Genomic DNA, 25,379 nt, shown 5'->3' on the forward strand with positions numbered 1-25,379 from the left:
CTCCCAACCGGCACAATCCGGGCACGGCTCCTACGCTCGTGTCATGTCAGAGGTGTACGCCGCCCGCCGAACCCGCCTGAGGGACCGCTGCCACGCCGGCGGCAGCGCCTCCGCGCTCGTCTCCCGACCCGCCAACGTCCGCTACCTCGCGGGCGCCGCACCGCTCGGCGCCGTGCTGCTGCTCGGCAGCACCGAGGACCTGCTGCTGTGCCCCGGTCCGCCCGACGACCGCCCCGCGGACGGCCGGCCCGACGAGGCGCTGCGGGTACGGCGGCTGCCCGGCCCCGGCGACGCCGCCGTCGCGGCGGCCGGTCTCGCGGCGGCACAGGGCTCGGAGTCCCTCGCCGTCGAGGAACACCACCTCACCGTCGCCCGGCACCGCGCCATCCGCTCGGTGGTGCCCCGGCTGCGCCTGGCCGACCTGGGCGGCGGGGTCGAGCAGCTGCGGGTGGTGAAGGACGAGGAGGAGATCTCCTGCCTCAGGATCGGCGCCGAGATCGCCGACCAGGCCCTCGGGGAGCTGCTGGAGTCCATCCTCGTCGGCCGTACCGAACGCCACCTCGCCCTCGAACTGGAACGCCGGCTCGTCGACCACGGCGCCGACGGCCCGGCCTTCACGACCTCCGTCGGCACCGGCCCGAACTCCGGCAGGGACGGTCACCGGCCCACCGACCGGCGGGTCGAGGAGGGAGACTTCCTCTCTGTCTGCCTCGGCGCGACCTACCGCGGCTACCGGTGCGAGATCGGCCGCACCTTCGTCATCGGCACGTCCCCCGCGGACTGGCAGATCGAGTTGTACGACCTCGTCTTCGCCGCCCAGCGTGCCGGGCGGGAGAGCCTCGCACCCGGCGCCGCCTACCGCGATGTGGACCACGCGGCACGCCAGGTACTGGACTCCGCGGGGTACTCCGAAGGCCTTCCCGCCCTGACCGGGCACGGTGTGGGACTCGAAATCGACGAGGACCCGCAGTTGGCCCCCGCGGCCATGGGTAAACTGGACGCTTGCGTGCCGGTCACCGTCGAACCGGGGGTCCACCTCCCGGGCCGGGGCGGTGTCCGGATCGATGACACGCTCGTCGTCCGCCCCGAGGCGGACGGCGGCCCAGAGCTACTCACCATCACGACCAAGGAGCTGCTCGCCCTGTAGACAGGTGCGTGCGCCGGGGTCGTCCACGTCAGTCCAGGAGATTCCGCAACCGTGGCTTCCACGAACGACCTCAAGAACGGCCTGGTGCTCAAGCTCGACGGAGGCCAGCTGTGGTCCGTCGTCGAGTTCCAGCACGTCAAGCCCGGCAAGGGCCCGGCCTTCGTGCGCACCAAGCTGAAGAACGTGCTTTCCGGCAAGGTCGTCGACAAGACGTTCAACGCCGGCGTCAAGGTCGAGACGGCCACGATTGACAAGCGCGACATGCAGTTCTCGTACATGGACGGCGAGTACTTCGTCTTCATGGACATGCAGACCTACGACCAGCTCATGGTCGACCGCAAGGCCGTCGGCGACGCCGCCAACTTCCTGATCGAGGGCTTCACCGCCACCGTCGCGCAGCACGAGGGCGAGGTGCTCTTCGTCGAGCTGCCCGCCGCCGTCGAGCTCGTCATCCAGGAGACCGAGCCGGGCGTCCAGGGCGACCGGTCCACGGGTGGCACCAAGCCCGCCATCCTGGAGACCGGTCACCAGATCAACGTGCCGCTCTTCATCACCACCGGTGAGAAGATCAAGGTCGACACGCGGACGAGCGACTACCTCGGCCGGGTGAACAGCTAACCGTGGCTGCCCGCAACACGGCCCGCAAGCGCGCCTTCCAGATCCTCTTCGAGGGCGATCAACGCGGCGCGGACGTCCAGACGGTCCTCGCGGACTGGATCCGGCTCTCCCGGGAAGACACCCGGCAGCCGCCGGTGAGCGAGTACACGATGCAGCTGGTCGAGGGGTACGCCGCGCACGCGCGGCGTATCGACGAGCTCATCGCCCAGTACTCGGTCGGCTGGACCCTCGACCGGATGCCCGTCGTCGACCGCAACATCCTGCGCCTCGGCGCGTACGAGCTGATCTGGGCGGACGAGACGCCCGACGCGGTCGTGCTCGACGAGATGGTGCAGATCGCGAAGGAGTTCTCCACGGACGAGTCACCCGCGTTCGTGAACGGCCTGCTCGGCCGGTTCAAGGAGCTCAAGTCCTCGCTGCGCCGCGACGAGGCGTAGGGGACCGCGAGCGACGGTCGTCTGTCCGGCGCGACGAGGTACACGCGACGAGGCACAAGAGGACACCGTGCCAGAGGTACGTATTGCCAGAGGGCCCGCGGCCAAGATGCCGCGGGCCCTCTGGCATGTCCGGCGGGCGCCGGGGCGCTCGCGAGGGCGCGCGGGCGTTCCCGAGGGCGTCCGGGCGTTCCCGTGCCCCGGAACCCCTCCAGGCCCGCAGAAAGCCGCCGGGGTGGGCGGAACCGTGAAGTTCCGGCCACCCCGGCGGCACGTTTCTGCTGAAGCGGGAAGCGGGTCAGCCCTCCTCGTGGGAGGCCACCGCGCGGCGCGCGTCCGCGTCCAGGACGCCCCAGCTGATCAGCTGCTCGGTGAGGACCGAGGGCGACTGGTCGTAGATGACGGCGAGTGTGCGCAGGTCGTCCTGGCGGATCGAGAGCACCTTGCCGTTGTAGTCGCCGCGCTGGGACTGGATCGTGGCCGCGTAGCGCTGGAGGGGGCCTGCCTTCTCGGCGGGCACGTGGGCCAGCCGCTCCAGGTCCAGGACCAGCTTCGGCGGCGGCTCGGCGGCGCCACCGGGAGTGGTGCCCGGAAGCAGCTCCTGCACCGGAACCCCGTAGAAGTCCGCCAGCTCGGCGAGTCGCTGCACGGTCACGGCGCGGTCACCGCGCTCGTAGGACCCGACCACGACCGCCTTCCAGCGTCCCTGTGACTTCTCCTCGACACCGTGGAGGGAAAGGCCCTGCTGGGTGCGGATGGCCCGGAGCTTGGCCCCGAGCTGTTTGGCGTATTCGCTGGACATATGGCTCCCCGGACACTGTGTCGACGCGGCTGGCATGGGTTCCAGACCGCGCGGCTGGTAACTCACTGTGAGGTTACGCAGCGTTACTCTGCTGCGTCAAGCCGAATGGTCCGCACCGATGCTTCCGTGATATCCGTGGCCGGTTGGGCCAAGGGGGTGAACAGGGACGTCCCCGCGGCCTGCTACCGTGGATGGCGCAAATCCGACGTCCTTTAAGATCCGTCCCGTGAGGCGGAGAAGGAGGTCCGTTTCTCATGGACTCCCAAGCGTCCGATGCCAGGCCGGTACTCGAAGGCCCCGACATCGCACGGGTACTGACCCGCATCGCCCACGAGATCGTCGAGCGCGCCAAGGGCGCCGACGACGTGGTGCTGCTCGGCATTCCGACCCGGGGCGTGTTCCTCGCCCAGCGGCTCGCCGCCAAGCTCGAAGAGATCACCGACCTCAAGATCCCGGTCGGCTCGCTCGACATCACCATGTACCGCGACGACCTGCGTATGCACCCGCCGCGTGCGCTGGCCCGTACCGACATCCCCGGTGACGGCATCGACGGCAGACTGGTCGTCCTCGTCGACGACGTGCTCTTCTCCGGCCGCACCATCCGAGCCGCCCTCGACGCCCTGAACGACATCGGGCGCCCCCGCGCGGTCCAGCTCGCGGTCCTCGTCGACCGAGGCCACCGCGAACTGCCCATCCGCGCCGACTACGTCGGCAAGAACCTCCCCACGTCGTTGCGGGAGACGGTCAAGGTCCAGCTCGCCGAGGAGGACGGTCGCGACACGGTGCTGCTCGGTGTCAAGCAGACCGCTCCGGGCGCGCAGTAGCACCCAGTCGTACGCCCCTGGGTGCGCTCCCGCGCGCTCGTATGCCCGTATTCTCCTGAACTGCCTTACGGAGCCTGACAGATGCAGCGTCATCTCATCTCGGCCGCCGACCTCACCCGCGACGACGCCGTCCTGATCCTCGACACCGCCGAGGAGATGGCCCGGGTCGCCGACCGGCCGATCAAGAAACTGCCGACCCTGCGCGGCCGTACCGTCGTCAACCTCTTCTTCGAGGACTCGACCCGGACCCGGATCTCCTTCGAGGCCGCCGAGAAGCGGCTCTCCGCGGACGTCATCAACTTCTCCGCCAAGGGATCCAGCGTCTCCAAGGGGGAGTCCCTCAAGGACACCGCCCAGACGCTCGAAGCCATGGGCGTGGACGCCGTCGTCATCCGGCACGGCGCCTCCGGAGCGCCCTACCGGCTGGCCAACTCGGGCTGGATCGACGCGGCGGTCATCAACGCCGGCGACGGCACCCACCAGCACCCCACCCAGGCCCTGCTGGACGCCTTCACCATGCGCCGCCGGCTCGTCGGCCGGGACGCCGGCATCGGGCAGGACCTGACCGGCAAGCGGATCACGATCGTCGGTGACGTCCTGCACAGCCGGGTCGCCCGCTCCAACGTCGACCTGCTGCACACCCTCGGCGCCGAGGTCACCCTCGTCGCCCCGCCCACGCTGGTGCCGGTCGGCGTCGACAGCTGGCCCTGCGAGGTGTCGTACGACCTGGACAGCACGCTCCCGAAGTCCGACGCGGTGATGATGCTGCGCGTCCAGCGGGAGCGGATGAACGCGGCATTCTTCCCCACGGAGCGCGAGTACGCGCGCCGCTACGGCCTCGACGGCGAGCGGATGGCGCGGATGCCCGAGCACGCCATCGTCATGCACCCCGGTCCGATGGTCCGCGGCATGGAGATCACCGCCGAGGTCGCCGACTCCGAGCGCTGCACCGTCGTCGAGCAGGTCGCCAACGGCGTCTCGACCCGGATGGCCGTCCTGTACCTGCTGCTCGGGGGCAACGAGCCCGCCGTCTCCCCCCTTCGTACCGAGGAGAAGTAAGACAGATGAGCAAGATCCTGATCCGTGGTGCGAAGGTCCTCGGCGGCGAGCCGCAGGACGTGCTGATCGACGGCCGGACGATCGCCGAGGTGGGCGTCGGCCTGAGCGCCGAGGGCGCCGAGGTCGTCGAGGCCGGGGGCAAGGTGCTGCTGCCGGGACTCGTGGACCTGCACACCCATCTGCGCGAGCCCGGCCGCGAGGACTCCGAGACCGTCCTGACGGGCACCCGGGCCGCCGCCTCCGGTGGCTACACCGCCGTGTTCGCCATGGCCAACACCTTCCCCGTCGCCGACACCGCCGGTGTGGTCGAGCAGGTCTACCGGCTCGGCCAGCAGCACGGCTACTGCGACGTCCAGCCCATCGGCGCGGTCACCGTCGGCCTGGAGGGCAAGAAGCTCGCCGAGCTGGGCGCCATGCACGAGTCGGCCGCCGGGGTCACCGTCTTCTCCGACGACGGCAAGTGCGTCGACGACGCCGTGATCATGCGCCGGGCGCTGGAGTACGTGAAGGCCTTCGGCGGGGTCGTCGCCCAGCACGCGCAGGAACCGCGGCTGACCGAGGGCGCCCAGATGAACGAGGGTGTCGTCTCCGCGGAGCTCGGCCTCGGCGGCTGGCCCGCGGTCGCCGAGGAATCGATCATCGCCCGGGACGTCCTGCTCGCCGAGCACGTCGGCTCCCGCGTCCACATCTGCCACCTCTCGACCGCCGGCTCGGTGGAGATCGTGCGCTGGGCCAAGTCCCGGGGCATCGACGTCACCGCCGAGGTCACCCCGCACCACCTCCTCCTCACGGATGAGCTGGCGCGCACCTACAACCCCGTCTACAAGGTCAACCCGCCGCTGCGCACCGAGCGGGACGTGCTCGCCCTGCGCGAGGCGCTCGCCGACGGCACGATCGACATCGTCGCCACCGACCACGCCCCGCACCCGCACGAGGACAAGGACTGCGAGTGGGCGGCGGCCGCCATGGGCATGGTCGGCCTGGAGACCGCGCTGTCGGTGGTCCAGGACACGATGGTCGCCACGGGCCTGCTCGACTGGGCCGGGGTCGCCGACCGGATGTCCTTCAAGCCCGCCGAGATCGGACAGGCCGTCGGCCACGGCCGTCCCGTCTCGGCAGGTGAGCCCGCCAACCTCACCCTGGTCGACACGGAATACCGTGGGTCCGTGGACCCCGCGGGCTTCGCCTCCCGCAGCCGCAACACCCCCTACGAGGGTCGCGAGCTGCCGGGCCGTGTCACGCACACCTGGCTCCGGGGCAAGGCCACGCTCGTCGACGGGAAGCTCACGTGACACCACTGCATCTGACGTACCTGGCCGCCGAAGAGAAGTCGGCGGAGGTCACCGACTGGGCCGCCCGTGTCGGCTGGCTCGTCGGACTCGCCCTGTTCGTCGCGCTCGTCTACTGGCTGATGCGCGAGGGCTGGAAGTGGCGTGGCACGCTCCAGGGCGACCTGCCCGAGCTGCCCCTCGCACCGGACGAGCCGGGTGCGGCCAGACCGGCGGTGCTGTCGATGAGCGGCCGCTACCACGGCTCCACCACCGCCGGGCAGTGGCTCGACCGCATCGTGGCGCACGGCCTGGGCACCCGCAGCCGGGTCGAGCTCACGCTGACGGACGCCGGACTGGACGTCGTACGCCCCGGGGCGAGGGACTTCTTCGTCCCCGTCGAGGCGCTGCGCGAGGCCCGGCTCGACAAGGGCATCGCCGGCAAGGTGCTGACCGAGGGCGGGCTGCTCGTCGTCACCTGGTCGCACGGCGAGCGGCTGCTCGACTCCGGGTTCCGTTCCGACCGTGCGGCCGAACACACCGAGTGGGTCGCCGCCATCAACTCCATGATCGAAACAACCAGCAGGGAAGGCGCCGAACGATGACGACCTCCACCAAGGGAACCGCTTCCGACAAGAAGACGCTTCCCGCCGTACTCGTCCTGGAGGACGGCCGGATCTTCCGCGGCCGTGCCTACGGGGCCGTGGGGGTGACCTTCGGCGAGGCCGTCTTCTCCACCGGCATGACCGGCTACCAGGAGACGCTCACCGACCCGTCGTACCACCGCCAGGTCGTCGTGATGACCGCCCCGCACATCGGCAACACCGGCGTCAACGACGAGGACCCCGAGTCGAAGCGGATCTGGGTCGCCGGGTACGTCGTGCGCGACCCCGCGCGCGTGCCGTCCAACTGGCGCTCCCGCCGCTCGCTCGACGACGAGCTGCGCGAGCAGGGTGTCGTCGGGATCTCCGGCATCGACACCCGGGCCCTGACCCGCCACCTGCGCGAGCGCGGCGCCATGCGCGTCGGGATCTTCTCCGGCAGCGCGCTGCCGGACGACGACACCATGCTCACCGAGGTGCGCCGGGCCCCCGAGATGAAGGGCGCCGACCTCTCCGCGGAGGTCGCCACCAAGGAGACGTACATCGTCCCCGCGATCGGCGAGAAGAAGTTCACCGTCGCCGCCGTCGACCTCGGCATCAAGGGCATGACCCCGCACCGGATGGCCGAGCGCGGCATCGAGGTGCACGTGCTGCCCGCGACGGCGAGCGTCGAGGACGTGTACGCGGTCCGGCCCGACGGCGTGTTCTTCTCCAACGGCCCCGGCGACCCGGCCACCGCCGACCACCCGGTCGCCCTGATGCGGGCGGTCCTGGAGCGCGGCACCCCGCTCTTCGGCATCTGCTTCGGAAACCAGATCCTGGGGCGGGCGCTCGGCTTCGGCACGTACAAGCTGAAGTACGGCCACCGCGGCATCAACCAGCCCGTGCAGGACCGGACGACCGGCAAGGTGGAGATCACCGCGCACAACCACGGCTTCGCCGTCGACGCCCCGCTCGACCAGGTCTCCGAGACCCCCTTCGGCCGCGCCGAGGTCTCCCACGTGTGCCTGAACGACAACGTGGTGGAGGGGCTCCAGCTCCTGGACCGCCCGGCCTTCAGCGTCCAGTACCACCCCGAAGCGGCAGCCGGCCCGCACGACGCCGCCTACCTGTTCGACCGCTTCACGTCTTTGATGAACACCGTCCTGATGGAGGGCCAGCGTGCCTAAGCGCACCGATATCCAGTCCGTCCTGGTCATCGGCTCCGGCCCGATCGTCATCGGCCAGGCCGCCGAGTTCGACTACTCGGGCACCCAGGCGTGCCGCATCCTGCGCGCCGAGGGCATCCGGGTCATCCTCGTCAACTCCAACCCGGCGACGATCATGACCGACCCGGAGATCGCCGACGCCACCTACGTCGAGCCGATCACCCCGGAGTTCGTCGAGAAGATCATCGCCAAGGAGCGGCCGGACGCGCTGCTGCCCACCCTGGGCGGCCAGACGGCCCTGAACACCGCGATCTCCATGCACGAGCAGGGTGTGCTGGAGAAGTACGGTGTCGAGCTGATCGGCGCCAACGTCGAGGCGATCAACAAGGGCGAGGACCGCGACCTCTTCAAGGGCGTCGTCGAGGCCGTCCGCGCGAAGATCGGGCACGGAGAGTCCGCCCGTTCGGTCATCTGCCACTCCATGGACGACGTGATCGCAGGCGTCGAGACGCTCGGCGGATACCCCGTCGTCGTCCGGCCCTCCTTCACCATGGGCGGCGCCGGCTCCGGCTTCGCGCACGACGAGGAGGAGCTGCGCCGCATCGCCGGCCAGGGCCTCACGCTCTCCCCGACCACCGAGGTGCTCCTTGAGGAGTCCATCCTCGGCTGGAAGGAGTACGAGCTGGAGCTGATGCGCGACAAGAACGACAACGTCGTGGTCGTCTGCTCCATCGAGAACTTCGACCCCATGGGGGTGCACACCGGTGACTCGATCACCGTGGCGCCCTCGATGACACTGACCGACCGCGAGTACCAGCGCCTGCGTGACATCGGCATCGCGATCATCCGCGAGGTCGGTGTCGACACCGGCGGCTGCAACATCCAGTTCGCGGTCAACCCGGACGACGGCCGGATCATCGTCATCGAGATGAACCCGCGCGTGTCGCGCTCCTCGGCGCTCGCCTCCAAGGCGACCGGCTTCCCGATCGCCAAGATCGCCGCGAAGCTGGCCGTCGGCTACACGCTCGACGAGATCCCGAACGACATCACCGAGAAGACCCCGGCCTCCTTCGAGCCGACGCTCGACTACGTGGTCGTGAAGGCCCCGCGCTTCGCCTTCGAGAAGTTCCCCTCCGCCGACTCCACCCTCACCACGACCATGAAGTCGGTCGGCGAGGCCATGGCGATCGGCCGCAACTTCACCGAGGCCTTCCAGAAGGCACTGCGCTCGCTGGAGAAGAAGGGCAGCCAGTTCACGTTCGTGGGCGAGCCCGGCGACAAGGCCGAGCTGCTGCGCGAGTCCGTCCGGCCGACCGACGGGCGCATCAACACCGTCATGCAGGCCATCCGCGCGGGTGCCACCCCGGAGGAGGTCTTCGAGTTCACGAAGATCGACCCCTGGTTCGTCGACCAGCTCTTCCTCATCAAGGAGATCGCCGACGAGCTGACCGAGGCGCCGGAGCTGATCCCGGAGCTGCTCGCCGAGGCCAAGCGGCACGGCTTCTCCGACCAGCAGATCGGCGAGATCCGCGGGCTCCGCGAGGACGTCGTGCGCGAGGTACGGCACGCGCTGGGCGTACGCCCGGTGTACAAGACGGTCGACACCTGCGCCGCCGAGTTCGCCGCGAAGACGCCGTACTTCTACTCCTCCTACGACGAGGAGAACGAGGTCGCGCCCCGCGAGAAGCCGGCCGTCATCATCCTGGGCTCCGGCCCGAACCGCATCGGCCAGGGCATCGAGTTCGACTACTCGTGCGTCCACGCCTCCTTCGCGCTGAGCGACGCCGGGTACGAGACCGTGATGGTCAACTGCAACCCGGAGACCGTCTCGACGGACTACGACACCTCCGACCGCCTGTACTTCGAGCCGCTGACGCTGGAGGACGTGCTGGAGATCGTCCACGCCGAGTCGCTCGCCGGCCCGATCGCGGGCGTGATCGTCCAGCTCGGCGGCCAGACCCCGCTGGGCCTGGCGCAGGCGCTGAAGGACAACGGCGTGCCGGTCGTCGGCACACCCCCGGAGGCGATCCACGCCGCCGAGGACCGCGGCGCCTTCGGCCGGGTCCTCGCCGAGGCGGGCCTGCCGGCCCCCAAGCACGGCACCGCCACCACCTTCGCCGAGGCCAAGGCCATCGCCGACGAGATCGGCTACCCGGTCCTGGTACGGCCGTCGTACGTCCTCGGCGGGCGCGGCATGGAGATCGTCTACGACGAGACCCGGCTGTCGTCCTACATCGCCGAGTCGACCGAGATCAGCCCCTCCCGGCCGGTCCTGGTCGACCGCTTCCTCGACGACGCCATCGAGATCGACGTCGACGCGCTCTACGACGGCGAGGAGCTGTACCTCGGCGGCGTCATGGAGCACATCGAGGAGGCCGGCATCCACTCCGGCGACTCGGCGTGCGCGCTGCCCCCGATCACGCTCGGCGGCTTCGACATCAAGCGCCTGCGGGCCTCCACGGAGGCCATCGCCAAGGGCGTCGGCGTCCGCGGCCTGATCAACATCCAGTTCGCGATGGCCGGGGACATCCTCTACGTCCTCGAAGCCAACCCGCGGGCCTCCCGCACCGTCCCCTTCACCTCGAAGGCGACCGCGGTGCCGCTGGCGAAGGCCGCCGCCCGGATCTCCCTGGGCGCGACCGTCGCCGAACTCCGCGCGGAGGGCCTGCTCCCGGCCACCGGCGACGGCGGTGAACTGCCGTTCGACGCGCCGATCTCCGTCAAGGAGGCCGTCATGCCGTGGTCGCGCTTCCGCGACATCCACGGACGCGGCGTCGACACCGTCCTCGGCCCGGAGATGCGCTCCACCGGCGAGGTCATGGGCATCGACTCGGTCTTCGGCACGGCGTACGCCAAGTCGCAGGCCGGCGCCTACGGCCCGCTGCCCACCAAGGGCCGCGCCTTCATCTCGGTCGCCAACCGCGACAAGCGATCGATGATCTTCCCGGCGCGCGAACTGGTCGCCCACGGCTTCGAGTTGCTCGCCACCTCCGGCACGGCCGAGGTCCTCAAGCGCAACGGCATCAACGCCGTCATCGTGCGCAAGCAGTCCGAGGGCACCGGACCGAACGGTGAGAAGACCATCGTCCAGCTCATCCACGACGGCGAGGTCGACCTCATCGTCAACACGCCGTACGGCACCGGTGGCCGCCTCGACGGCTACGAGATCCGTACGGCGGCCGTCGCGCGGTCCGTCCCGTGCCTGACGACCGTCCAGGCGCTCGCCGCGGCCGTCCAGGGCATCGACGCCCTCAACCACGGTGACGTGGGCGTCCGTTCGCTCCAGGAACACGCGGAACACCTGACCGCGGCCCGCGACTAGCAGCCCTGAGGGGGACACCGGAAGGTGTCCCCCTCTTTGGCGAGGCTTTTCGTGAGGCTCTTTGTGAGGACACACAGATGTACAAGCAATTCTTCCGCCTGGTATTCACGCGGATGGACCCGGAGCGCGCCCACCACCTGGCCTTCCGCTGGATCAGGCTCGCCGTCCGCATCCCCGTCCTGCGGACCTTCGTCGCCGCCGCTCTCGCCCCCCGCCACGAGGAACTGCGCACCGAGGCCTTCGGGCTGCGGATGCACGGCCCTTTCGGACTCGCCGCCGGCTTCGACAAGAACGCCGTCGCCATCGACGGCATGTCGATGCTCGGCTTCGACCACGTCGAGATCGGCACGGTCACGGGAGAGGCGCAGCCCGGCAACCCCAGGAAGCGGTTGTTCCGCCTCGTGAAGGACCGCGCGCTGATCAACCGCATGGGCTTCAACAACGAGGGCTCCCTGGTCGTCGCCGCCCGCCTGGCCTCCCGTACGCCCGTCTTCAGGACGACCGTCGGCGTGAACATCGGCAAGACCAAGGTCGTCCCCGAGGAGGAGGCCGTCGGCGACTACGTGAAGTCGACCGAGCGCCTCGCGCCGTACGCCGACTACCTGGTCGTCAACGTGTCGTCGCCGAACACACCGGGGCTGCGCGACCTCCAGGCCACCGAGGCACTGCGCCCCCTGCTCAGCGCCGTCCGCGAGGCCGCCGACCGCACGGTCACCTCGCGCCGCGTCCCGCTCCTGGTGAAGATCGCCCCCGACCTGGCCGACGACGACGTCGACGCGGTCGCCGACCTGGCCGTCGAACTCGGCCTGGACGGGATCATCGCCACCAACACCACCATCGCGCGCGAGGGCCTCGGCCTGACCTCCGAACCCGGCCTGGTGAAGGAGACCGGGGGGCTGTCCGGGGCGCCCCTCAAGGCACGCTCCCTGGAGGTGCTGCGCCGCCTCTACGCGCGCGTGGGCGACCGGATCACCCTCGTGGGCGTCGGCGGCGTCGAGAACGCCGAGGACGCCTGGCAGCGCATCCTCGCGGGCGCCACCCTGGTCCAGGGCTACAGCGCCTTCATCTACGAAGGGCCCTTCTGGGGCCGTGCGATCCACAAGGGACTCGCCGCACGCCTGCGCACGAGCCCCTACGCCACCCTCGCCGACGCGGTCGGCGCCGACGTGAGGAGAACGGCATGACCGAGGCTTTCGGTGTACGCCTGCGCCGCGCCATGGACGAGCGCGGCCCGCTGTGCGTCGGGATCGACCCGCACGCCTCGCTGCTCGCCGAGTGGGGTCTGAACGACGACGTGGCCGGCCTGGAGCGGTTCAGCCGCACCGTCGTCGAGGCGATGGCCGACCGGGTCGCCGTGCTCAAGCCGCAGAGCGCCTTCTTCGAGCGTTTCGGATCGCGGGGTGTGGCCGTCCTGGAGAAGTCGGTCGCCGAGGCGCGGGCGGCCGGCGCGCTGGTCCTGATGGACGCCAAACGCGGCGACATCGGCTCGACCATGGCCGCGTACGCCGAGTCCTTCCTCCACAAGGACGCCCCGCTCTTCTCCGACGCGCTGACCGTCTCGCCCTACCTCGGCTACGGCTCGCTCAAGCCGGCCGTCGACCTGGCCCGGGAGCACGGCACGGGTCTGTTCGTGCTGGCGCTGACCTCCAACCCGGAGGGCGGCGAGGTCCAGCACGCCGTCCGCGAGGACGGCCGTGACGTCGGGGCGACGATGCTGGCCCACCTCGCGGCCGAGAACGCGGGAGAGGGGCCCCTGGGCTCCTTCGGGGCGGTCGTGGGCGCCACGCTGGGCGACCTGTCGTCGTACGACCTCGACATCGGCGGACCGCTCCTGGCGCCCGGGATCGGCGCGCAGGGGGCGACCCCGGCCGATCTGCCGGGAGTCTTCGGCGCGGCCACCCGCAACGTCGTGCCGAACGTCAGCCGGGGTGTGCTGCGGCACGGTCCCGACGTGGTCGCCCTGCGCGACGCCGCGGAACGCTTCGCGGAGGAGATCCGGGCCGCGGTGACGGTCGGCCGAGACCTCGGTGAGGGCCGTCCGCAGCTTTCGTGACCGCCGTGCGAGGCTTTCGTGACGGCGGTCTGAGGCTTTCGTGACGGTCGTCGCGGACGTTCCAGCAGGCCGGTCGTGACCTCCGACGAGTGCTTCGAAGCCGACTTGAGTCTGAATACATTCTCAAATCCAGGGCAATATGTCTGAAATGCCGGACCTGGCGCAGGCTGACCAGGACTTTTCCGCTGTTCTCGCTGACTCCGGCGGTCTTGGCCGCTAGTCTCCGACGAGTGGTGGCGCCTCCCGCGCTGGTAAAGCAGCGAGGGAGAACGGGCAAGCGTGTTGCTCGTAGCCACCCAGGTGTGGGGCGACTAGGTTCCTCACCGGTCCGTATCCGACAGTTCGACATCCGAGGTGACGTAGGCGTGGCTCTTCCGCCCCTTACCCCTGAACAGCGCGCAGCCGCGCTCGAAAAGGCCGCCGCGGCTCGCCGGGAGCGGGCCGAGGTCAAGAATCGACTCAAGCACTCCGGCGCCTCCCTGCATGAGGTCATCAAGCAGGGCCAGGAGAACGACGTCATCGGCAAGATGAAGGTCTCCGCGCTGCTTGAGTCGCTGCCCGGCGTGGGCAAGGTCCGCGCCAAGCAGATCATGGAGCGACTCGGCATCTCCGAGAGCCGCCGTGTGCGCGGCCTCGGTTCCAACCAGATCGCTTCCCTGGAGCGCGAGTTCGGCAGCACCGGCCCCTGAAACCCGGAACTCCGGGTGGAGGGAGTCCCGGGCACTCCGGGATTGCTGGAATAATCGCTGTATGGCTGCAACATTCCGGGGGACGACCCCCGAGCCCCCGGACGTACGTCCGCGGCTGACCGTGCTCTCCGGCCCCTCAGGGGTCGGCAAGAGCACGGTCGTCGCCCATATGCGCAAGGAACACCCCGAGGTCTGGCTCTCGGTGTCGGCGACGACCCGTAAGCCGCGCCCCGGGGAGAAGCACGGCGTCCACTATTTCTTCGTCACCGACGACGAGATGGACAAGCTGATCGCCAACGGTGAACTGCTGGAGTGGGCCGAGTTCGCGGGCAACCGCTACGGCACACCACGGCAGGCCGTGCTGGAGCACCTGGAGACCGGTGTGCCGGTCCTCCTGGAGATCGATCTCCAGGGCGCCCGGCAGGTCCGCGAGACCATGCCGGAGGCCCAGCTGGTGTTCCTGGCTCCTCCCTCCTGGGAGGAGCTCGTGCGCAGGCTCACCGGCCGGGGCACCGAGCCGCCCGAGGTGATCGAGCGCCGTCTTGAGGCGGCGAAGATCGAACTGGCGGCCGAGCCGGAGTTCGATGTGACCCTTGTCAACACCTCCGTCGAGGATGTAGCGCGTGAGCTGCTAGCCTTGATGGAAGTTGTGTGATCATGACTGATCTTTTCCCATCCATCGGAAGGTAGAGCGTGTCCTCTTCCATCTCCGCGCCCGAGGGCATCATCAACCCGCCGATCGACGAGCTCCTCGAGGCCACGGACTCGAAGTACAGCCTCGTCATCTACGCGGCCAAGCGGGCTCGCCAGATCAACGCGTACTACTCGCAGCTCGGCGAAGGCCTTCTCGAGTACGTCGGTCCGCTCGTGGACACCCACGTCCACGAGAAGCCGCTGTCGATCGCCCTGCGCGAGATCAACGCGGGTCTGCTGACGTCCGAGGCCGTCGAAGGCCCCGCGCAGTAGTATTTTCGGCTTTCAGTTGGCTTTTCCACAGGCCCGGCAGCGCGACTGCCGGGCCTGTGGTGTGTGATGGAGTCGTACGCCGGGAGCCGCGGTGTACGTGTTCCGAGGTGCGGGGAGAGACGGTGGACAAGCCGAAGGTCGTCCTGGGGGTCAGCGGTGGCATCGCCGCGTACAAGGCCTGTGAACTGCTGCGCAGACTGACCGAGTCCGGGCACGACGTCCGGGTCGTGCCGACCGCCTCCGCCCTGCACTTCGTCGGTGCCGCCACCTGGTCCGCCCTCTCCGGCCACCCGGTCTCCACCGAGGTCTGGGACGACGTCCACGAGGTGCCGCACGTCCGCATCGGCCAGCACGCCGACCTGGTCGTCGTCGCCCCGGCCACCGCCGACATGCTCGCCAAGGCCGCCCACGGCCTCGCCGACGACCTCCTCACCAACACCCTGCTCACCGCCCGCTGTCCGGTCGTCTTCGCGCCCGCGATGCACACCGAGATGTGGGAACACCCGGCCACCCGGGAGAACGTGGCGACGCTGCGCCGCCGGGGCGCCGTGGTCGTCGAACCGGCCGTGGGCCGCCTCACCGGCGTCGACACGGGCAAGGGCCGACTGCCCGATCCCGCCGAGATTTTCGAGGTCTGCCGCCGCGTCCTGGCCCGAGGTGTCACCGAACCCGACCTCACGGGGCGGCACGTCGTCGTCAGCGCCGGCGGCACCCGCGAGCCCCTCGACCCGGTCCGCTTCCTCGGCAACCGCTCCTCCGGCAAGCAGGGTTACGCCCTTGCCCGCACCGCCGCCGCCCGGGGCGCCCGGGTCACGCTGGTGGCGGCGCACACCGGCATGCCCGACCCGGCCGGCGTGGACGTCGTCCCGATCGGGACCGCCGTGCAGCTGCGCGAAGCGGTCCTGAAGGCCGCCGCGGACGCCGACGCCGTCGTCATGGCCGCCGCGGTGGCCGATTTCCGGCCGAAGGAGTACGCGACCGGGAAGATCAAGAAGAAGGACGGACAGGACCCGGAACCCGTCGTGCTCGTACGGAATCCGGACATCCTCGCGGAGATCTCGGCCGACCGCGCCCGCCCCGGCCAGGTGGTCGTCGGCTTCGCCGCCGAGACGGACGACGTACTCGCCAACGGCCGTACGAAGCTGCGCCGCAAGGGCTGCGACCTCCTCGTGGTGAACGAGGTGGGGGAGCGCAAGACCTTCGGCTCCGAGGAGAACGAGGCCGTGGTGCTGGGCGCCGACGGCAGCGAGACCCCGGTCCCGTACGGCCCGAAGGAAGCCCTGGCCGAAATCGTGTGGGACCTGGTGGCCGACCGCCTGACCTGAGTGTTCTCCTCGCTACAAGGTCGCCGAGACCCCGCAGATTGGGGCGTGGCGCCCCTGGCCAAGCCCGCCCGGGATTGGGCAGAATGCCCGTGCCGCAGGTCACAGCGCTCCCGAGTGGCGAGACAGGGGAGCAGGTGGCCGAGTGCGACCGATAAACTGTTCTCGGACGACGCCGGGCGCAGCCTCCGTCCCGTCCGCCAATGATCAGCCAGCAGCCGCTGCAACCTCAGGGAGCGTTGTGTCCCGTCGCCTGTTCACCTCGGAGTCTGTGACCGAGGGTCACCCCGACAAGATCGCTGACCAGATCAGCGACACCATTCTCGACGCGCTGCTCAAGGAGGACCCGACGTCCCGGGTCGCCGTCGAGACGCTGATCACGACCGGCCTGGTGCATGTGGCCGGTGAGGTCACGACCAAGGCCTACGCGCCGATCGCCCAGCTGGTGCGCGACAAGATCCTGGAGATCGGTTACGACTCCTCGAAGAAGGGCTTCGACGGCGCCTCCTGCGGTGTCTCGGTGTCCATCGGAGCGCAGTCCCCGGACATCGCCCAGGGCGTCGACACCGCCTACGAGTCCCGGGTGGAGGGTGACGAGGACGAGCTGGACCGTCAGGGCGCGGGCGACCAGGGCCTGATGTTCGGTTACGCGACCGACGAGACCCCCACCCTCATGCCGCTGCCGATCTTCCTGGCGCACCGCCTGTCGAGCCGGCTGTCCGAGGTCCGCAAGAACGGCACCATCCCCTACCTGCGGCCCGACGGCAAGACGCAGGTCACCATCGAGTACGACGGCGACAAGGCCGTCCGCCTCGACACCGTCGTGGTCTCCTCGCAGCACGCCAGCGACATCGACCTGGAGTCGCTGCTCGCCCCCGACATCCGCGAGTTCGTGGTGGAGCCGGAGCTGAAGGCGCTGCTCGACGAGGGCATCAAGCTGGACACCGAGAACTACCGTCTCCTGGTGAACCCGACCGGTCGCTTCGAGATCGGCGGCCCGATGGGTGACGCGGGCCTGACCGGCCGCAAGATCATCATCGACACGTACGGCGGCATGGCCCGTCACGGCGGCGGCGCCTTCTCGGGCAAGGACCCGTCCAAGGTGGACCGTTCGGCGGCGTACGCGATGCGCTGGGTCGCCAAGAACGTCGTCGCCGCGGGCCTGGCCACCCGCTGCGAGGTGCAGGTGGCGTACGCGATCGGCAAGGCCGAGCCGGTCGGCCTGTTCGTGGAGACCTTCGGCACCGCCAAGGTCGACACGGACCGCATCGAGAAGGCGATCGACGAGGTCTTCGACCTCCGCCCGGCCGCCATCATCCGCGACCTCGACCTGCTGCGCCCGATCTACGCGCAGACCGCGGCGTACGGTCACTTCGGCCGTGAACTCCCCGAGTTCACCTGGGAGAAGACCGACCGCGTGGACGCGCTGCGGAAGGCCGCGGGCCTGTAGGTACGCAGCCAAGTCCTGACGTTCGAGGCCCGGTCCCAGGTGGGACCGGGCCTCGAAGGTGTTCTGTCCTGGATGGCCATCGCCACCTGGCCGGCGACCGGCACGCAGTCGTCGTCGCCCGGCGCGGAACCCACCTTTCGCATGAACCCGGTGAACGGGTCGACCGGGTCGCGTTCCACCTTCGGTGGCAGGTCCCTTGGGGAGGGTGCCCGGTAGGAGATGCCGGAACGGCTCGGAGACCTGCTGGTGGTTCGCACGTCCAGGGCGTGGTGGACGAGCGGCGGGTCGTCGGCCGTGTTCGCCGTGGTGGGGCACGGCTTGAGGTACGACGGCGGGATCGTGCGGCCGGTGTGGTCCCGGGTGGGGTGGCCGCGTGGTCCGAGGTGGAGTGTGTGTCGTTGGCGTCGAGGGCCTTGGGCGGCGTCGGTTGTCAGTGCGGTTTGGTAAGAATGCAGGCGTGAGCAGCGAGGACGGGTCGGTGGGCGGCGGGGGAGAGGGTGCCCCGCCCGAGCAGCTTGCGCTCATTCGGGAGAGCGTGCGCAAGGCGAAGGAGCCGCGGGCCAAGCCGCGGACCTGGCGGGGGGCCGCGCTCGCCAAAGAACTGCCGGTCGCCCGGGTCCTCGTGGACAAGGGTGTGCTGCATCTCGACCGGTACTTCGACTACGCCGTGCCGGAGGAACTGGACGACGACGCGCAGCCCGGGGTGCGGGTGCGGGTCCGGTTCGGGGCCGGGCGGCATCGGGTGCGGGACGGGCGGCGTGAGGGCGGCGGGCTGATCGGCGGGTTCCTCGTCGAGCGGCTGGCCGAGTCCGACTACTCCGGGCCGCTGGCCGCGCTGGCGCAGGTCGTGTCGCCGGAGCCGGTGCTCGGCGAGGAGTTGCTGGGGCTGGCACGGGCCGTCGCCGACCGGTACGCCGGGAGCCTCGCCGACGTTCTTCAGCTCGCCGTGCCGCCGCGCAGCGCGCGGGCCGAGCAGCGACCGTCCCCGGAGCCGCTGCCACCGCCGAGCGCACCCGAGGCGGGGTCCTGGGGGCGGTACGAGCACGGGGCCGCGTTCGTGGAGGCGCTGGCGTCCGGGGCCGCTCCACGCGCCGTGTGGAACGCGTTGCCGGGGCCGCAGTGGAGCGAGGAACTCGCACGGGCCGTGGCCGCCACGCTGGCCTCCGGCCGCGGGGCACTGGCCGTGCTGCCGGACGGGCGCGCGGTCGCGCGGGTCGACGCCGCGCTGACGGCGTTGCTGGGGAAGGGGCGGCATGCCGTGCTCACCGCCGACGCCGGACCCGAGAAGCGGTACCGGGAGTGGCTGGCGGTGCGACGCGGCTCGGTACGGGCGGTGATCGGGACCAGGGCCGCCATGTTCGCCCCCGTGCAGGATCTCGGACTGGTCGCCATCTGGGAGGACGGCGACGACAGCCACAGCGAGCAGCACGCGCCCCAGCCGCACGCCCGCGAGGTGCTGTTGCTGCGTGCCGCGCAGGACAAGTGCGCTTTCCTGATGGGGAGTTGGAGCTGCACCGTCGAGGCGGCACAGCTCGTGGAGACCGGCTGGGCCCGGCCGCTGGTCGCCGGGCGGGAACAGGTCAGGAGCGCCGCGCCGCTCGTGCGGACCGTCGGTGACGGCGATCTCGCCCGCGACGAGGCCGCCCGCGCCGCCCGTCTGCCCACCCTTGCCTGGCAGACCGTCAGGGAGGGGCTGCGGCACGGACCGGTGCTCGTGCAGGTGCCGCGGCGGGGGTACGTGCCGCGGATGGCCTGCGCCAACTGCCGGGCGCCCGCGCGCTGTCGGCACTGCGCCGGGCCCCTGGAGGCACAGGAGTCCGGGGCCGCGCTGCGCTGCGGATGGTGCGGGCAGGACGAAGGCGCCTGGCACTGTCCGGAGTGCGGTGCGTTCCGGCTGCGGGCGCAGGTGGTCGGGGCGCGACGGACCGCCGAGGAGCTCGGGCGGGCGTTCCCGGCCGTGCCGGTGCGGACGTCCGGGCGCGAGCAGGTACTGGACACCGTGGCGTCGGCACCCGCGCTGGTGGTGAGCACTCCGGGGGCCGAGCCCGTCGCCGAGGGAGGGTACGCGGCCGCGCTCCTGCTGGACGGCTGGGCCATGCTCGGGCGGCCCGATCTGCGGGCCGGCGAGGACGCGTTGCGACGGTGGATCGCGGCGGCGGCGCTGGTACGGCCGCAGGGCGCGGGCGGCACCGTCGTGATCGTCGCCGAGCCCACGCTGCGGCCCGTACAGGCCCTTGTGCGGTGGGACCCGGTCGGCCATGCGGTGCGGGAACTCTCCGAGCGGGCCGAACTGGGCTTTCCGCCGGTGTCGCGGATGGCGGCCGTCTCGGCGCCCGCCCAGGCGCTCGCCGAGTTCCTGGGAGCGGTCGAACTGCCCCCGGAGGCAGAGGTGTTGGGGCCGGTGCCGGTACCCGTCACCGGCGCCGGGCGACCCCGACGGGTCGGCGCACCGCCTCCCGGCGAGCACTGGGAGCGGGCGCTGATCCGGGTGCCGCCGGGGACGGGGGCGGCGCTGGCGAACGCGTTGAAGGCCGCGCAGGCGGCACGGATGGCGCGTGCGGGCGGGGGTGGGGAGGCGGCGGTTCGGGTGCGGGTCGATCCGCCGGACATCGGCTGATCCGTCGCTGCCCCACCGGTGGCTTCCGTGCGCGGTGTTCCGGACGTCCGGGGTGTCCTGGGCACGCGAGGCCGCCCTCTGGGACACCCCTGCCGCACACCCCGTACACGCGGCCGCCCTCCCGGATGCGCCGGGAGGGCAGGGGGAAGTGAGGTGGGGCCGTGGAGCGGTGTCAGCCGTTGCGGGGGGCCGGGAAAACGGTCGGCCTGGCCTCGTCGCGGAGCGACGGGCTGCCTGCGGTCGGCTGGGTCGGCATCGAGCGGGCGGCGGGGACCGTGGGCACGGTGGAGACGCCGCCGCCCACGTTGACCGTGAGGGGGGCCGTGGTCTCCGGGGTCAGCTCGGGCTCGGTGGCCTGCGGGGCGGCGGCGCGGCGGGCGCCGTAGCGGCGGTGTACCGCCTGCTTGGTGACGCCGAGGGCGGAACCCACCGCGTCCCAAGAGAAGCCGAGCGAGCGGTCGAAGTCCACGGCGGCCGTGACCAGTGTCTCGACGCTGTCCCGCAGCTCCTGGGCGAGGCGGACCGTCGGGGCGGGGGCGCGTCCGTAGACGACGAAGCCCGTGGAGGGGCCGGAGCGGCGCGGGCGGTAGACGTTGCCGAGCTGGGCGGTGAGCGTGCGCAGTGCGTCCACCTGCCGGCGGACCCGCTCGATGTCCCGCACCAGCAAGTGCAGGCTGGCCCGAGCCTGGGCGTCGTGGGTTGCGTGGTCGGCCATGAACAAGCCTCTCGAACCGGCGATGAAAAGGAAGGGCCGCGCGATGTGCGGCCCGCTGTGGTCAACTCTTTCTTGACCAACGCGTGTGCGCTCCGCTGGTCACGCAGAGGGGGCGCACCGGCATATGCGTGCGCCTGTGGGTGGGGGTTTGCGCCTCGGCGTTCGGCCTCGGCCGGTCTCCCGCCCGCGCATCACCTGGTTCCCGGCGGCCGAGGGACGGGCCTCTCCCGTGGGGGTCGTCCGCCGTCGGCGGCTGCCTCGTCGCGGGCGGGAGGAACTTACCCCGCCCTCCGCCATAAACTTGTGTGTCGCCCGCACCGAACCCCGTCCGAGAGGCCCGAACCCACCCATGAAGCTCGTCTTCGCCGGTACCCCCGAGGTCGCCGTTCCCGCTCTGGACGCTCTGCTCGCCTCCGGGCGGCACGAGGTGGCCGCCGTCGTCACGCGGCCCGACGCGCCGGCCGGACGTGGGCGCCGGCTGGTCGCCTCTCCCGTCGCCGAGCGCGCCGAGGAGGCCGGGATCGAGGTGCTCAAGCCCGTCAAACCGCGCGACCCCGAGTTCCTGGAGCGGCTGCGCGAGATCGCGCCGGACTGCTGTCCCGTCGTCGCGTACGGCGCCCTGCTGCCCCGCGTCGCCCTCGACATCCCCGCCCACGGCTGGGTCAACCTGCACTTCTCGCTGCTGCCCGCCTGGCGCGGGGCGGCGCCGGTGCAGCACTCCATCATGGCGGGCGACGAGATCACCGGTGCCTCCACCTTCCTGATCGAGGAAGGGCTCGACTCCGGGCCCGTCTACGGCACGGTCACCGAGGAGATCCGGCCCACCGACACCAGCGGCGACCTGCTGACCCGGCTGGCCTTCGCGGGCTCCGGGCTGCTCGCCGCGACCATGGACGGGATCGCGGACGGCACGCTGAAGGCCGTACCGCAGCCCGTCGAGGGCATCACCCTCGCCCCGAAGATCACCGTCGAGGACGCGCGGACGGACTGGGCCACGCCGGCGCTGCGCGTCGACCGGGTGGTGCGCGGGTGCACTCCGGCGCCCGGCGCCTGGACCGTCTTCCGGGGCGAGCGGCTCAAGCTCATCCAGGTGCGGCCCGTGCCCGAGCGCACCGACCTGGCCCCCGGCACGCTCGCCGTCGGCAAGAACGACGTCCATGTGGGCACGGGGTCGTACGCCGTCGAGCTGCTGTGGGTGCAGGCGCAGGGCAAGAAGCCGATGAGGGCCGCCGACTGGGCGCGCGGGGTGCGCATCGCCGACGGCGAGACCCTCGGCACCCTCGACGCGTGAAGCGGGGGCCGCGGACTTACGCTTGGGGGATATCCACCTCTGAACCCGGAGCACCTTTTTCGTGAGCGACCAGCCCCGTCCGCCCCGCCCCAAGGGCAAGCCCTACCGTCGGCCCCAGAAGGACCCGGTCCGCTTTCTCGCCTTCGAGGCGCTGCGCGCCGTGGACGAGCGGGACGCGTACGCCAACCTCGTCCTGCCGCCGCTGCTGCGCAAGGCGCGGGAGAAGGGGGCGAAGGAGGGGCCCGAGAAGTTCGACGGGCGGGACGCGGCGCTGGCGACCGAGCTGGTGTACGGCACGCTGCGGCGGCAGGGAACGTACGACGCCGTCATCGCGGCCTGTGTCGACCGGCCGCTGCGCGAGGTCGACCCGCCGGTGCTCGACGTGCTCAGCCTCGGCGTGCACCAGCTGCTCGGGACGCGGATCCCCACCCACGCGGCCGTCTCCGCGTCCGTCGAACTCGCGCGGGTGGTGCTCGGTGACGGGCGGGCCAAGTTCGTCAACGCCGTGCTGCGCAAGGTCGCGCGGCACGACCTCGACGAGTGGATCGACAAGGTCGCGCCGCCCTACGACGACGACCCCGAGGACCATCTCTCCGTCGTGCACTCGCATCCCCGCTGGGTCGTCTCCGCGCTCTGGGACTCGCTCGGCGGCGGACGTGCCGGCATCGAGGAGCTGCTGGCGGCCGACAACGAGCGGCCCGAGGTGACCCTCGTCGCCCGGCCCGGACGGGTCACCACCGACGAACTGCTCCGGGAGGAGGCCGCGGTGGCGGGACGCTGGTCGCCGTACGCCGTGCGGCTGGCCGAGGGCGGCGAGCCCGGCGCCATCGAGGCCGTACGGGAGGGCCGGGCGGGCGTGCAGGACGAGGGCAGTCAGCTCGTCGCACTGGCCCTGGCCAACGTGCCGCTCGAAGGGCGGGACGAGAAGTGGCTCGACGGGTGTGCCGGGCCCGGCGGCAAGGCCGCGCTGCTCGCCGCCCTCGCCGCCGAACGCGGGGCCTTCCTGCTCGCCTCCGAGAAACTGCCGCACCGGGCCGGGCTCGTCGCCAAGACCCTCGCCGGCAACCCCGGGCCCTACCAGGTCATCGCGGCCGACGGGACCCGGCCGCCGTGGCGGCCCGGCTCCTTCGACCGAGTACTGATGGACGTGCCGTGCACCGGTCTCGGCGCGCTGCGGCGGCGGCCCGAGGCGCGCTGGCGCAGGCGGCCCGAGGACCTCGACGGGTTCGCACCGCTGCAGCGCGGACTCCTGCACTCCGCGCTGGACTCCGTGCGGGTCGGCGGGATCGTCGGCTACGCCACCTGCTCGCCGCACCTCGCCGAGACCCGGGCCGTCGTCGACGACGTGCTCAAGCAGCGCCCCGAGGCCGAACTCGTCGACGCCCGGCCGCTGTTGCCCGGTCTGCCGGACCTCGGCGAAGGGCCCGACGTACAGCTGTGGCCGCATCGGCACGGGACCGACGCCATGTATCTGGCGCTCCTGCGCCGGACCGCCTGACGCGCGGGAACGAGAAGGGGCGGGTCCGGCACCGAGAGTGCCGGACCCGCCCCTTCTGCCGTGCCGAGTCCCGGTCAGTCCGTGCCGAACTCCATTGCCGCGCGGTCCAGCAGCTCGTCGGCGTCGGAGACCTCGCCGCGGGAGGCGATGGCCTCGGCGCCGCCCTGGGGCATCTCCGGCATGCTGCCGATCAGACCGGTCGCGGCGGCCTGCGAGGCGCCGATGACGGGGCTGCCGGTGCCGATCAGGCCGAGGCCGACGTACTGCTCCAGCTTGGCGCGCGAGTCGGCGATGTCGAGGTTGCGCATGGTGAGCTGGCCGATCCGGTCCACCGGGCCGAACGCCGAGTCCTCGGTGCGCTCCATGGACAGCTTGTCCGGGTGGTAGCTGAACGCCGGGCCGGTGGTGTCGAGGAGCGAGTAGTCCTCACCGCGCCGCAGCCGCAGCGTCACCTCGCCGGTGACGGCCGCGCCGACCCAGCGCTGGAGCGACTCGCGGACCATCAGCGCCTGCGGGTCCAGCCAGCGGCCCTCGTACATCAGCCGGCCCAGGCGCCGGCCCTCGTTGTAGTACTGGGCGAGGGTGTCCTCGTTGTGGATCGCGTTGACCAGGCGCTCGTACGCGGCGTGCAGCAGGGCCATGCCGGGCGCCTCGTAGATGCCTCGGCTCTTGGCCTCGATGATCCGGTTCTCGATCTGGTCCGACATGCCCAGGCCGTGACGGCCGCCGATGGCGTTGGCCTCCATCACCAGGTCGACGGGCGAGGCGAACTCCTTGCCGTTGATCGTGACCGGGCGGCCCTGGTCGAAGCCGATCGTCACGTCCTCGGTGGCGATCTCGACCGACGGGTCCCAGAACCGTACGCCCATGATGGGCTCGACGGTCTCGACGCCGGTGTCCAGGTGCTCCAGGGTCTTGGCCTCGTGGGTGGCGCCCCAGATGTTGGCGTCGGTGGAGTACGCCTTCTCCGTGCTGTCCCGGTAGGGCAGGCCGTGGGCGAGCAGCCACTCCGACATTTCCTTGCGGCCGCCGAGCTCGGTCACGAAGTCCGCGTCCAGCCAGGGCTTGTAGATCCGCAGGTGCGGGTTGGCGAGCAGGCCGTAGCGGTAGAACCGCTCGATGTCGTTGCCCTTGAAGGTCGAGCCGTCGCCCCAGATCTGGACGTCGTCCTCCAGCATCGCCCGGACCAGCAGGGTGCCGGTGACGGCGCGGCCGAGGGGGGTCGTGTTGAAGTACGCGCGCCCGCCGGAGCGGATGTGGAACGCCCCGCAGGTGAGCGCGGCCAGGCCCTCCTCGACCAGGGCGGCGCGGCAGTCGACCAGGCGCGCGAGCTCGGCGCCGTAGGCCTGCGCGCGGCCGGGCACCGAGGCGATGTCGGGCTCGTCGTACTGGCCGATGTCGGCGGTGTAGGTGCACGGGACGGCGCCCTTGTCGCGCATCCACGCGACGGCGACCGAGGTGTCGAGCCCGCCGGAGAAGGCGATGCCGACGCGCTCGCCGGCGGGAAGGGAGGTGAGGACCTTGGACATAGGAAGAGTATGCATCATCACGCAT

General features: G+C 71.1%; 22 protein-coding genes. 19 read left to right on the forward strand and 3 right to left on the reverse strand.

The window, feature by feature from the left end:
• Positions 1 to 43: 43 nt before the first annotated feature.
• The 3 genes from ACZ5VD_RS29285 to nusB are packed head-to-tail and all read left to right on the forward strand — an operon-like array spanning position 44 to position 2,202.
• Positions 44 to 1,147 carry an aminopeptidase P family protein gene (locus ACZ5VD_RS29285; protein WP_468683780.1) on the forward strand — a complete coding sequence of 368 codons (1,104 nt, stop codon included), beginning with the start codon at positions 44 to 46 and terminating at the stop codon, positions 1,145 to 1,147.
• A 51-nt stretch (positions 1,148 to 1,198) separates the two neighbouring features.
• Positions 1,199 to 1,765: an elongation factor P gene (efp, locus tag ACZ5VD_RS29290; RefSeq protein ID WP_468552194.1), complete on the forward strand. Its 567-nt coding sequence runs from the start codon at positions 1,199 to 1,201 to the stop codon at positions 1,763 to 1,765.
• A 2-nt stretch (positions 1,766 to 1,767) separates the two neighbouring features.
• Complete coding sequence (nusB, locus tag ACZ5VD_RS29295) at positions 1,768 to 2,202, forward strand: transcription antitermination factor NusB (protein ID WP_468552193.1); 435 nt, start codon at positions 1,768 to 1,770, stop codon at positions 2,200 to 2,202.
• Positions 2,203 to 2,497: 295 nt separating this feature from the next.
• On the opposite strand, the gene bldD is transcribed toward nusB, so the two are convergent.
• Positions 2,498 to 3,001, reverse strand: a complete 504-nt coding sequence (gene bldD / locus ACZ5VD_RS29300) for a transcriptional regulator BldD (RefSeq protein WP_095754441.1) — start codon at positions 2,999 to 3,001, stop codon at positions 2,498 to 2,500.
• Between the two features lie 254 nt (positions 3,002 to 3,255).
• Between bldD and pyrR the strand changes: the two genes are divergently transcribed.
• The 14 genes from pyrR to ACZ5VD_RS29370 all read left to right on the forward strand — a co-directional run bounded on the left by pyrR (position 3,256) and on the right by ACZ5VD_RS29370 (position 20,321).
• Positions 3,256 to 3,825 carry a bifunctional pyr operon transcriptional regulator/uracil phosphoribosyltransferase PyrR gene (gene pyrR, locus ACZ5VD_RS29305; protein ID WP_468555025.1) on the forward strand — a complete coding sequence of 190 codons (570 nt, stop codon included), beginning with the start codon at positions 3,256 to 3,258 and terminating at the stop codon, positions 3,823 to 3,825.
• A gap of 81 nt (positions 3,826 to 3,906) precedes the next feature.
• A complete protein-coding gene (locus tag ACZ5VD_RS29310) occupies positions 3,907 to 4,884 on the forward strand; it encodes an aspartate carbamoyltransferase catalytic subunit (RefSeq protein WP_468555024.1) in 978 nt (325 codons plus the stop codon).
• Positions 4,885 to 4,889: 5 nt separating this feature from the next.
• Positions 4,890 to 6,176 (forward strand): dihydroorotase, encoded by a 1,287-nt coding sequence (locus ACZ5VD_RS29315; RefSeq protein ID WP_468555023.1) that lies wholly within the window; start codon positions 4,890 to 4,892, stop codon positions 6,174 to 6,176.
• On the forward strand, positions 6,173 to 6,757 hold the full coding sequence (locus tag ACZ5VD_RS29320) for a PH-like domain-containing protein (protein ID WP_468555022.1): 585 nt from the start codon (positions 6,173 to 6,175) through the stop codon (positions 6,755 to 6,757). Before ACZ5VD_RS29315 ends, ACZ5VD_RS29320 begins: the two co-directional genes overlap by 4 nt.
• Positions 6,754 to 7,923: a glutamine-hydrolyzing carbamoyl-phosphate synthase small subunit gene (gene carA / locus ACZ5VD_RS29325; protein ID WP_468555021.1), complete on the forward strand. Its 1,170-nt coding sequence runs from the start codon at positions 6,754 to 6,756 to the stop codon at positions 7,921 to 7,923. The genes ACZ5VD_RS29320 and carA overlap by 4 nt, the downstream gene beginning before the upstream one ends.
• Positions 7,916 to 11,224, forward strand: coding sequence for a carbamoyl-phosphate synthase large subunit (gene carB, locus ACZ5VD_RS29330; RefSeq protein ID WP_468555020.1), 3,309 nt, complete (start codon positions 7,916 to 7,918; stop codon positions 11,222 to 11,224). Before carA ends, carB begins: the two co-directional genes overlap by 8 nt.
• Before the next feature lie 77 nt (positions 11,225 to 11,301).
• Entirely contained in the window at positions 11,302 to 12,408 is a 1,107-nt protein-coding gene (locus tag ACZ5VD_RS29335) for a quinone-dependent dihydroorotate dehydrogenase (protein WP_468555019.1), read from the forward strand.
• Positions 12,405 to 13,277, forward strand: coding sequence for an orotidine-5'-phosphate decarboxylase (gene pyrF / locus ACZ5VD_RS29340; RefSeq protein WP_468555018.1), 873 nt, complete (start codon positions 12,405 to 12,407; stop codon positions 13,275 to 13,277). Before ACZ5VD_RS29335 ends, pyrF begins: the two co-directional genes overlap by 4 nt.
• Before the next feature lie 365 nt (positions 13,278 to 13,642).
• Positions 13,643 to 13,966, forward strand: coding sequence for an integration host factor (locus tag ACZ5VD_RS29345; RefSeq protein ID WP_046704738.1), 324 nt, complete (start codon positions 13,643 to 13,645; stop codon positions 13,964 to 13,966).
• A gap of 61 nt (positions 13,967 to 14,027) precedes the next feature.
• Entirely contained in the window at positions 14,028 to 14,621 is a 594-nt protein-coding gene (gene gmk, locus ACZ5VD_RS29350; RefSeq protein ID WP_468555017.1) for a guanylate kinase, read from the forward strand.
• A gap of 38 nt (positions 14,622 to 14,659) precedes the next feature.
• Complete coding sequence (gene rpoZ / locus ACZ5VD_RS29355) at positions 14,660 to 14,932, forward strand: DNA-directed RNA polymerase subunit omega (RefSeq protein ID WP_003988945.1); 273 nt, start codon at positions 14,660 to 14,662, stop codon at positions 14,930 to 14,932.
• Positions 14,933 to 15,054: 122 nt separating this feature from the next.
• Complete coding sequence (coaBC, locus tag ACZ5VD_RS29360) at positions 15,055 to 16,257, forward strand: bifunctional phosphopantothenoylcysteine decarboxylase/phosphopantothenate--cysteine ligase CoaBC (protein WP_468555016.1); 1,203 nt, start codon at positions 15,055 to 15,057, stop codon at positions 16,255 to 16,257.
• Between the two features lie 238 nt (positions 16,258 to 16,495).
• A complete protein-coding gene (gene metK / locus ACZ5VD_RS29365; protein ID WP_468555015.1) occupies positions 16,496 to 17,704 on the forward strand; it encodes a methionine adenosyltransferase in 1,209 nt (402 codons plus the stop codon).
• A gap of 457 nt (positions 17,705 to 18,161) precedes the next feature.
• Positions 18,162 to 20,321: a primosomal protein N' gene (locus ACZ5VD_RS29370; RefSeq protein ID WP_468683781.1), complete on the forward strand. Its 2,160-nt coding sequence runs from the start codon at positions 18,162 to 18,164 to the stop codon at positions 20,319 to 20,321.
• Positions 20,322 to 20,493: 172 nt separating this feature from the next.
• Here the strand turns inward: ACZ5VD_RS29370 and ACZ5VD_RS29375 are convergent, their stop codons facing one another.
• The gene (locus ACZ5VD_RS29375) at positions 20,494 to 21,036 is read right to left on the reverse strand and encodes a hypothetical protein (RefSeq protein ID WP_468683782.1); all 543 of its coding nucleotides are present in this window, start codon (positions 21,034 to 21,036) and stop codon (positions 20,494 to 20,496) included.
• A gap of 349 nt (positions 21,037 to 21,385) precedes the next feature.
• Between ACZ5VD_RS29375 and fmt the strand changes: the two genes are divergently transcribed.
• Together fmt and ACZ5VD_RS29385 are read left to right on the forward strand one after the other, a co-directional pair.
• Entirely contained in the window at positions 21,386 to 22,327 is a 942-nt protein-coding gene (gene fmt / locus ACZ5VD_RS29380) for a methionyl-tRNA formyltransferase (protein WP_468555008.1), read from the forward strand.
• A gap of 61 nt (positions 22,328 to 22,388) precedes the next feature.
• Entirely contained in the window at positions 22,389 to 23,825 is a 1,437-nt protein-coding gene (locus ACZ5VD_RS29385; RefSeq protein ID WP_468555007.1) for an RsmB/NOP family class I SAM-dependent RNA methyltransferase, read from the forward strand.
• A gap of 74 nt (positions 23,826 to 23,899) precedes the next feature.
• Here ACZ5VD_RS29385 and argG read toward each other — a convergent pair whose 3' ends face one another.
• On the reverse strand, positions 23,900 to 25,354 hold the full coding sequence (gene argG / locus ACZ5VD_RS29390; RefSeq protein ID WP_468555006.1) for an argininosuccinate synthase: 1,455 nt from the start codon (positions 25,352 to 25,354) through the stop codon (positions 23,900 to 23,902).
• Positions 25,355 to 25,379 lie beyond the last annotated feature (25 nt).

The sequence above is a fragment of the Streptomyces sp. NPDC032822 genome (assembly GCF_055578825.1).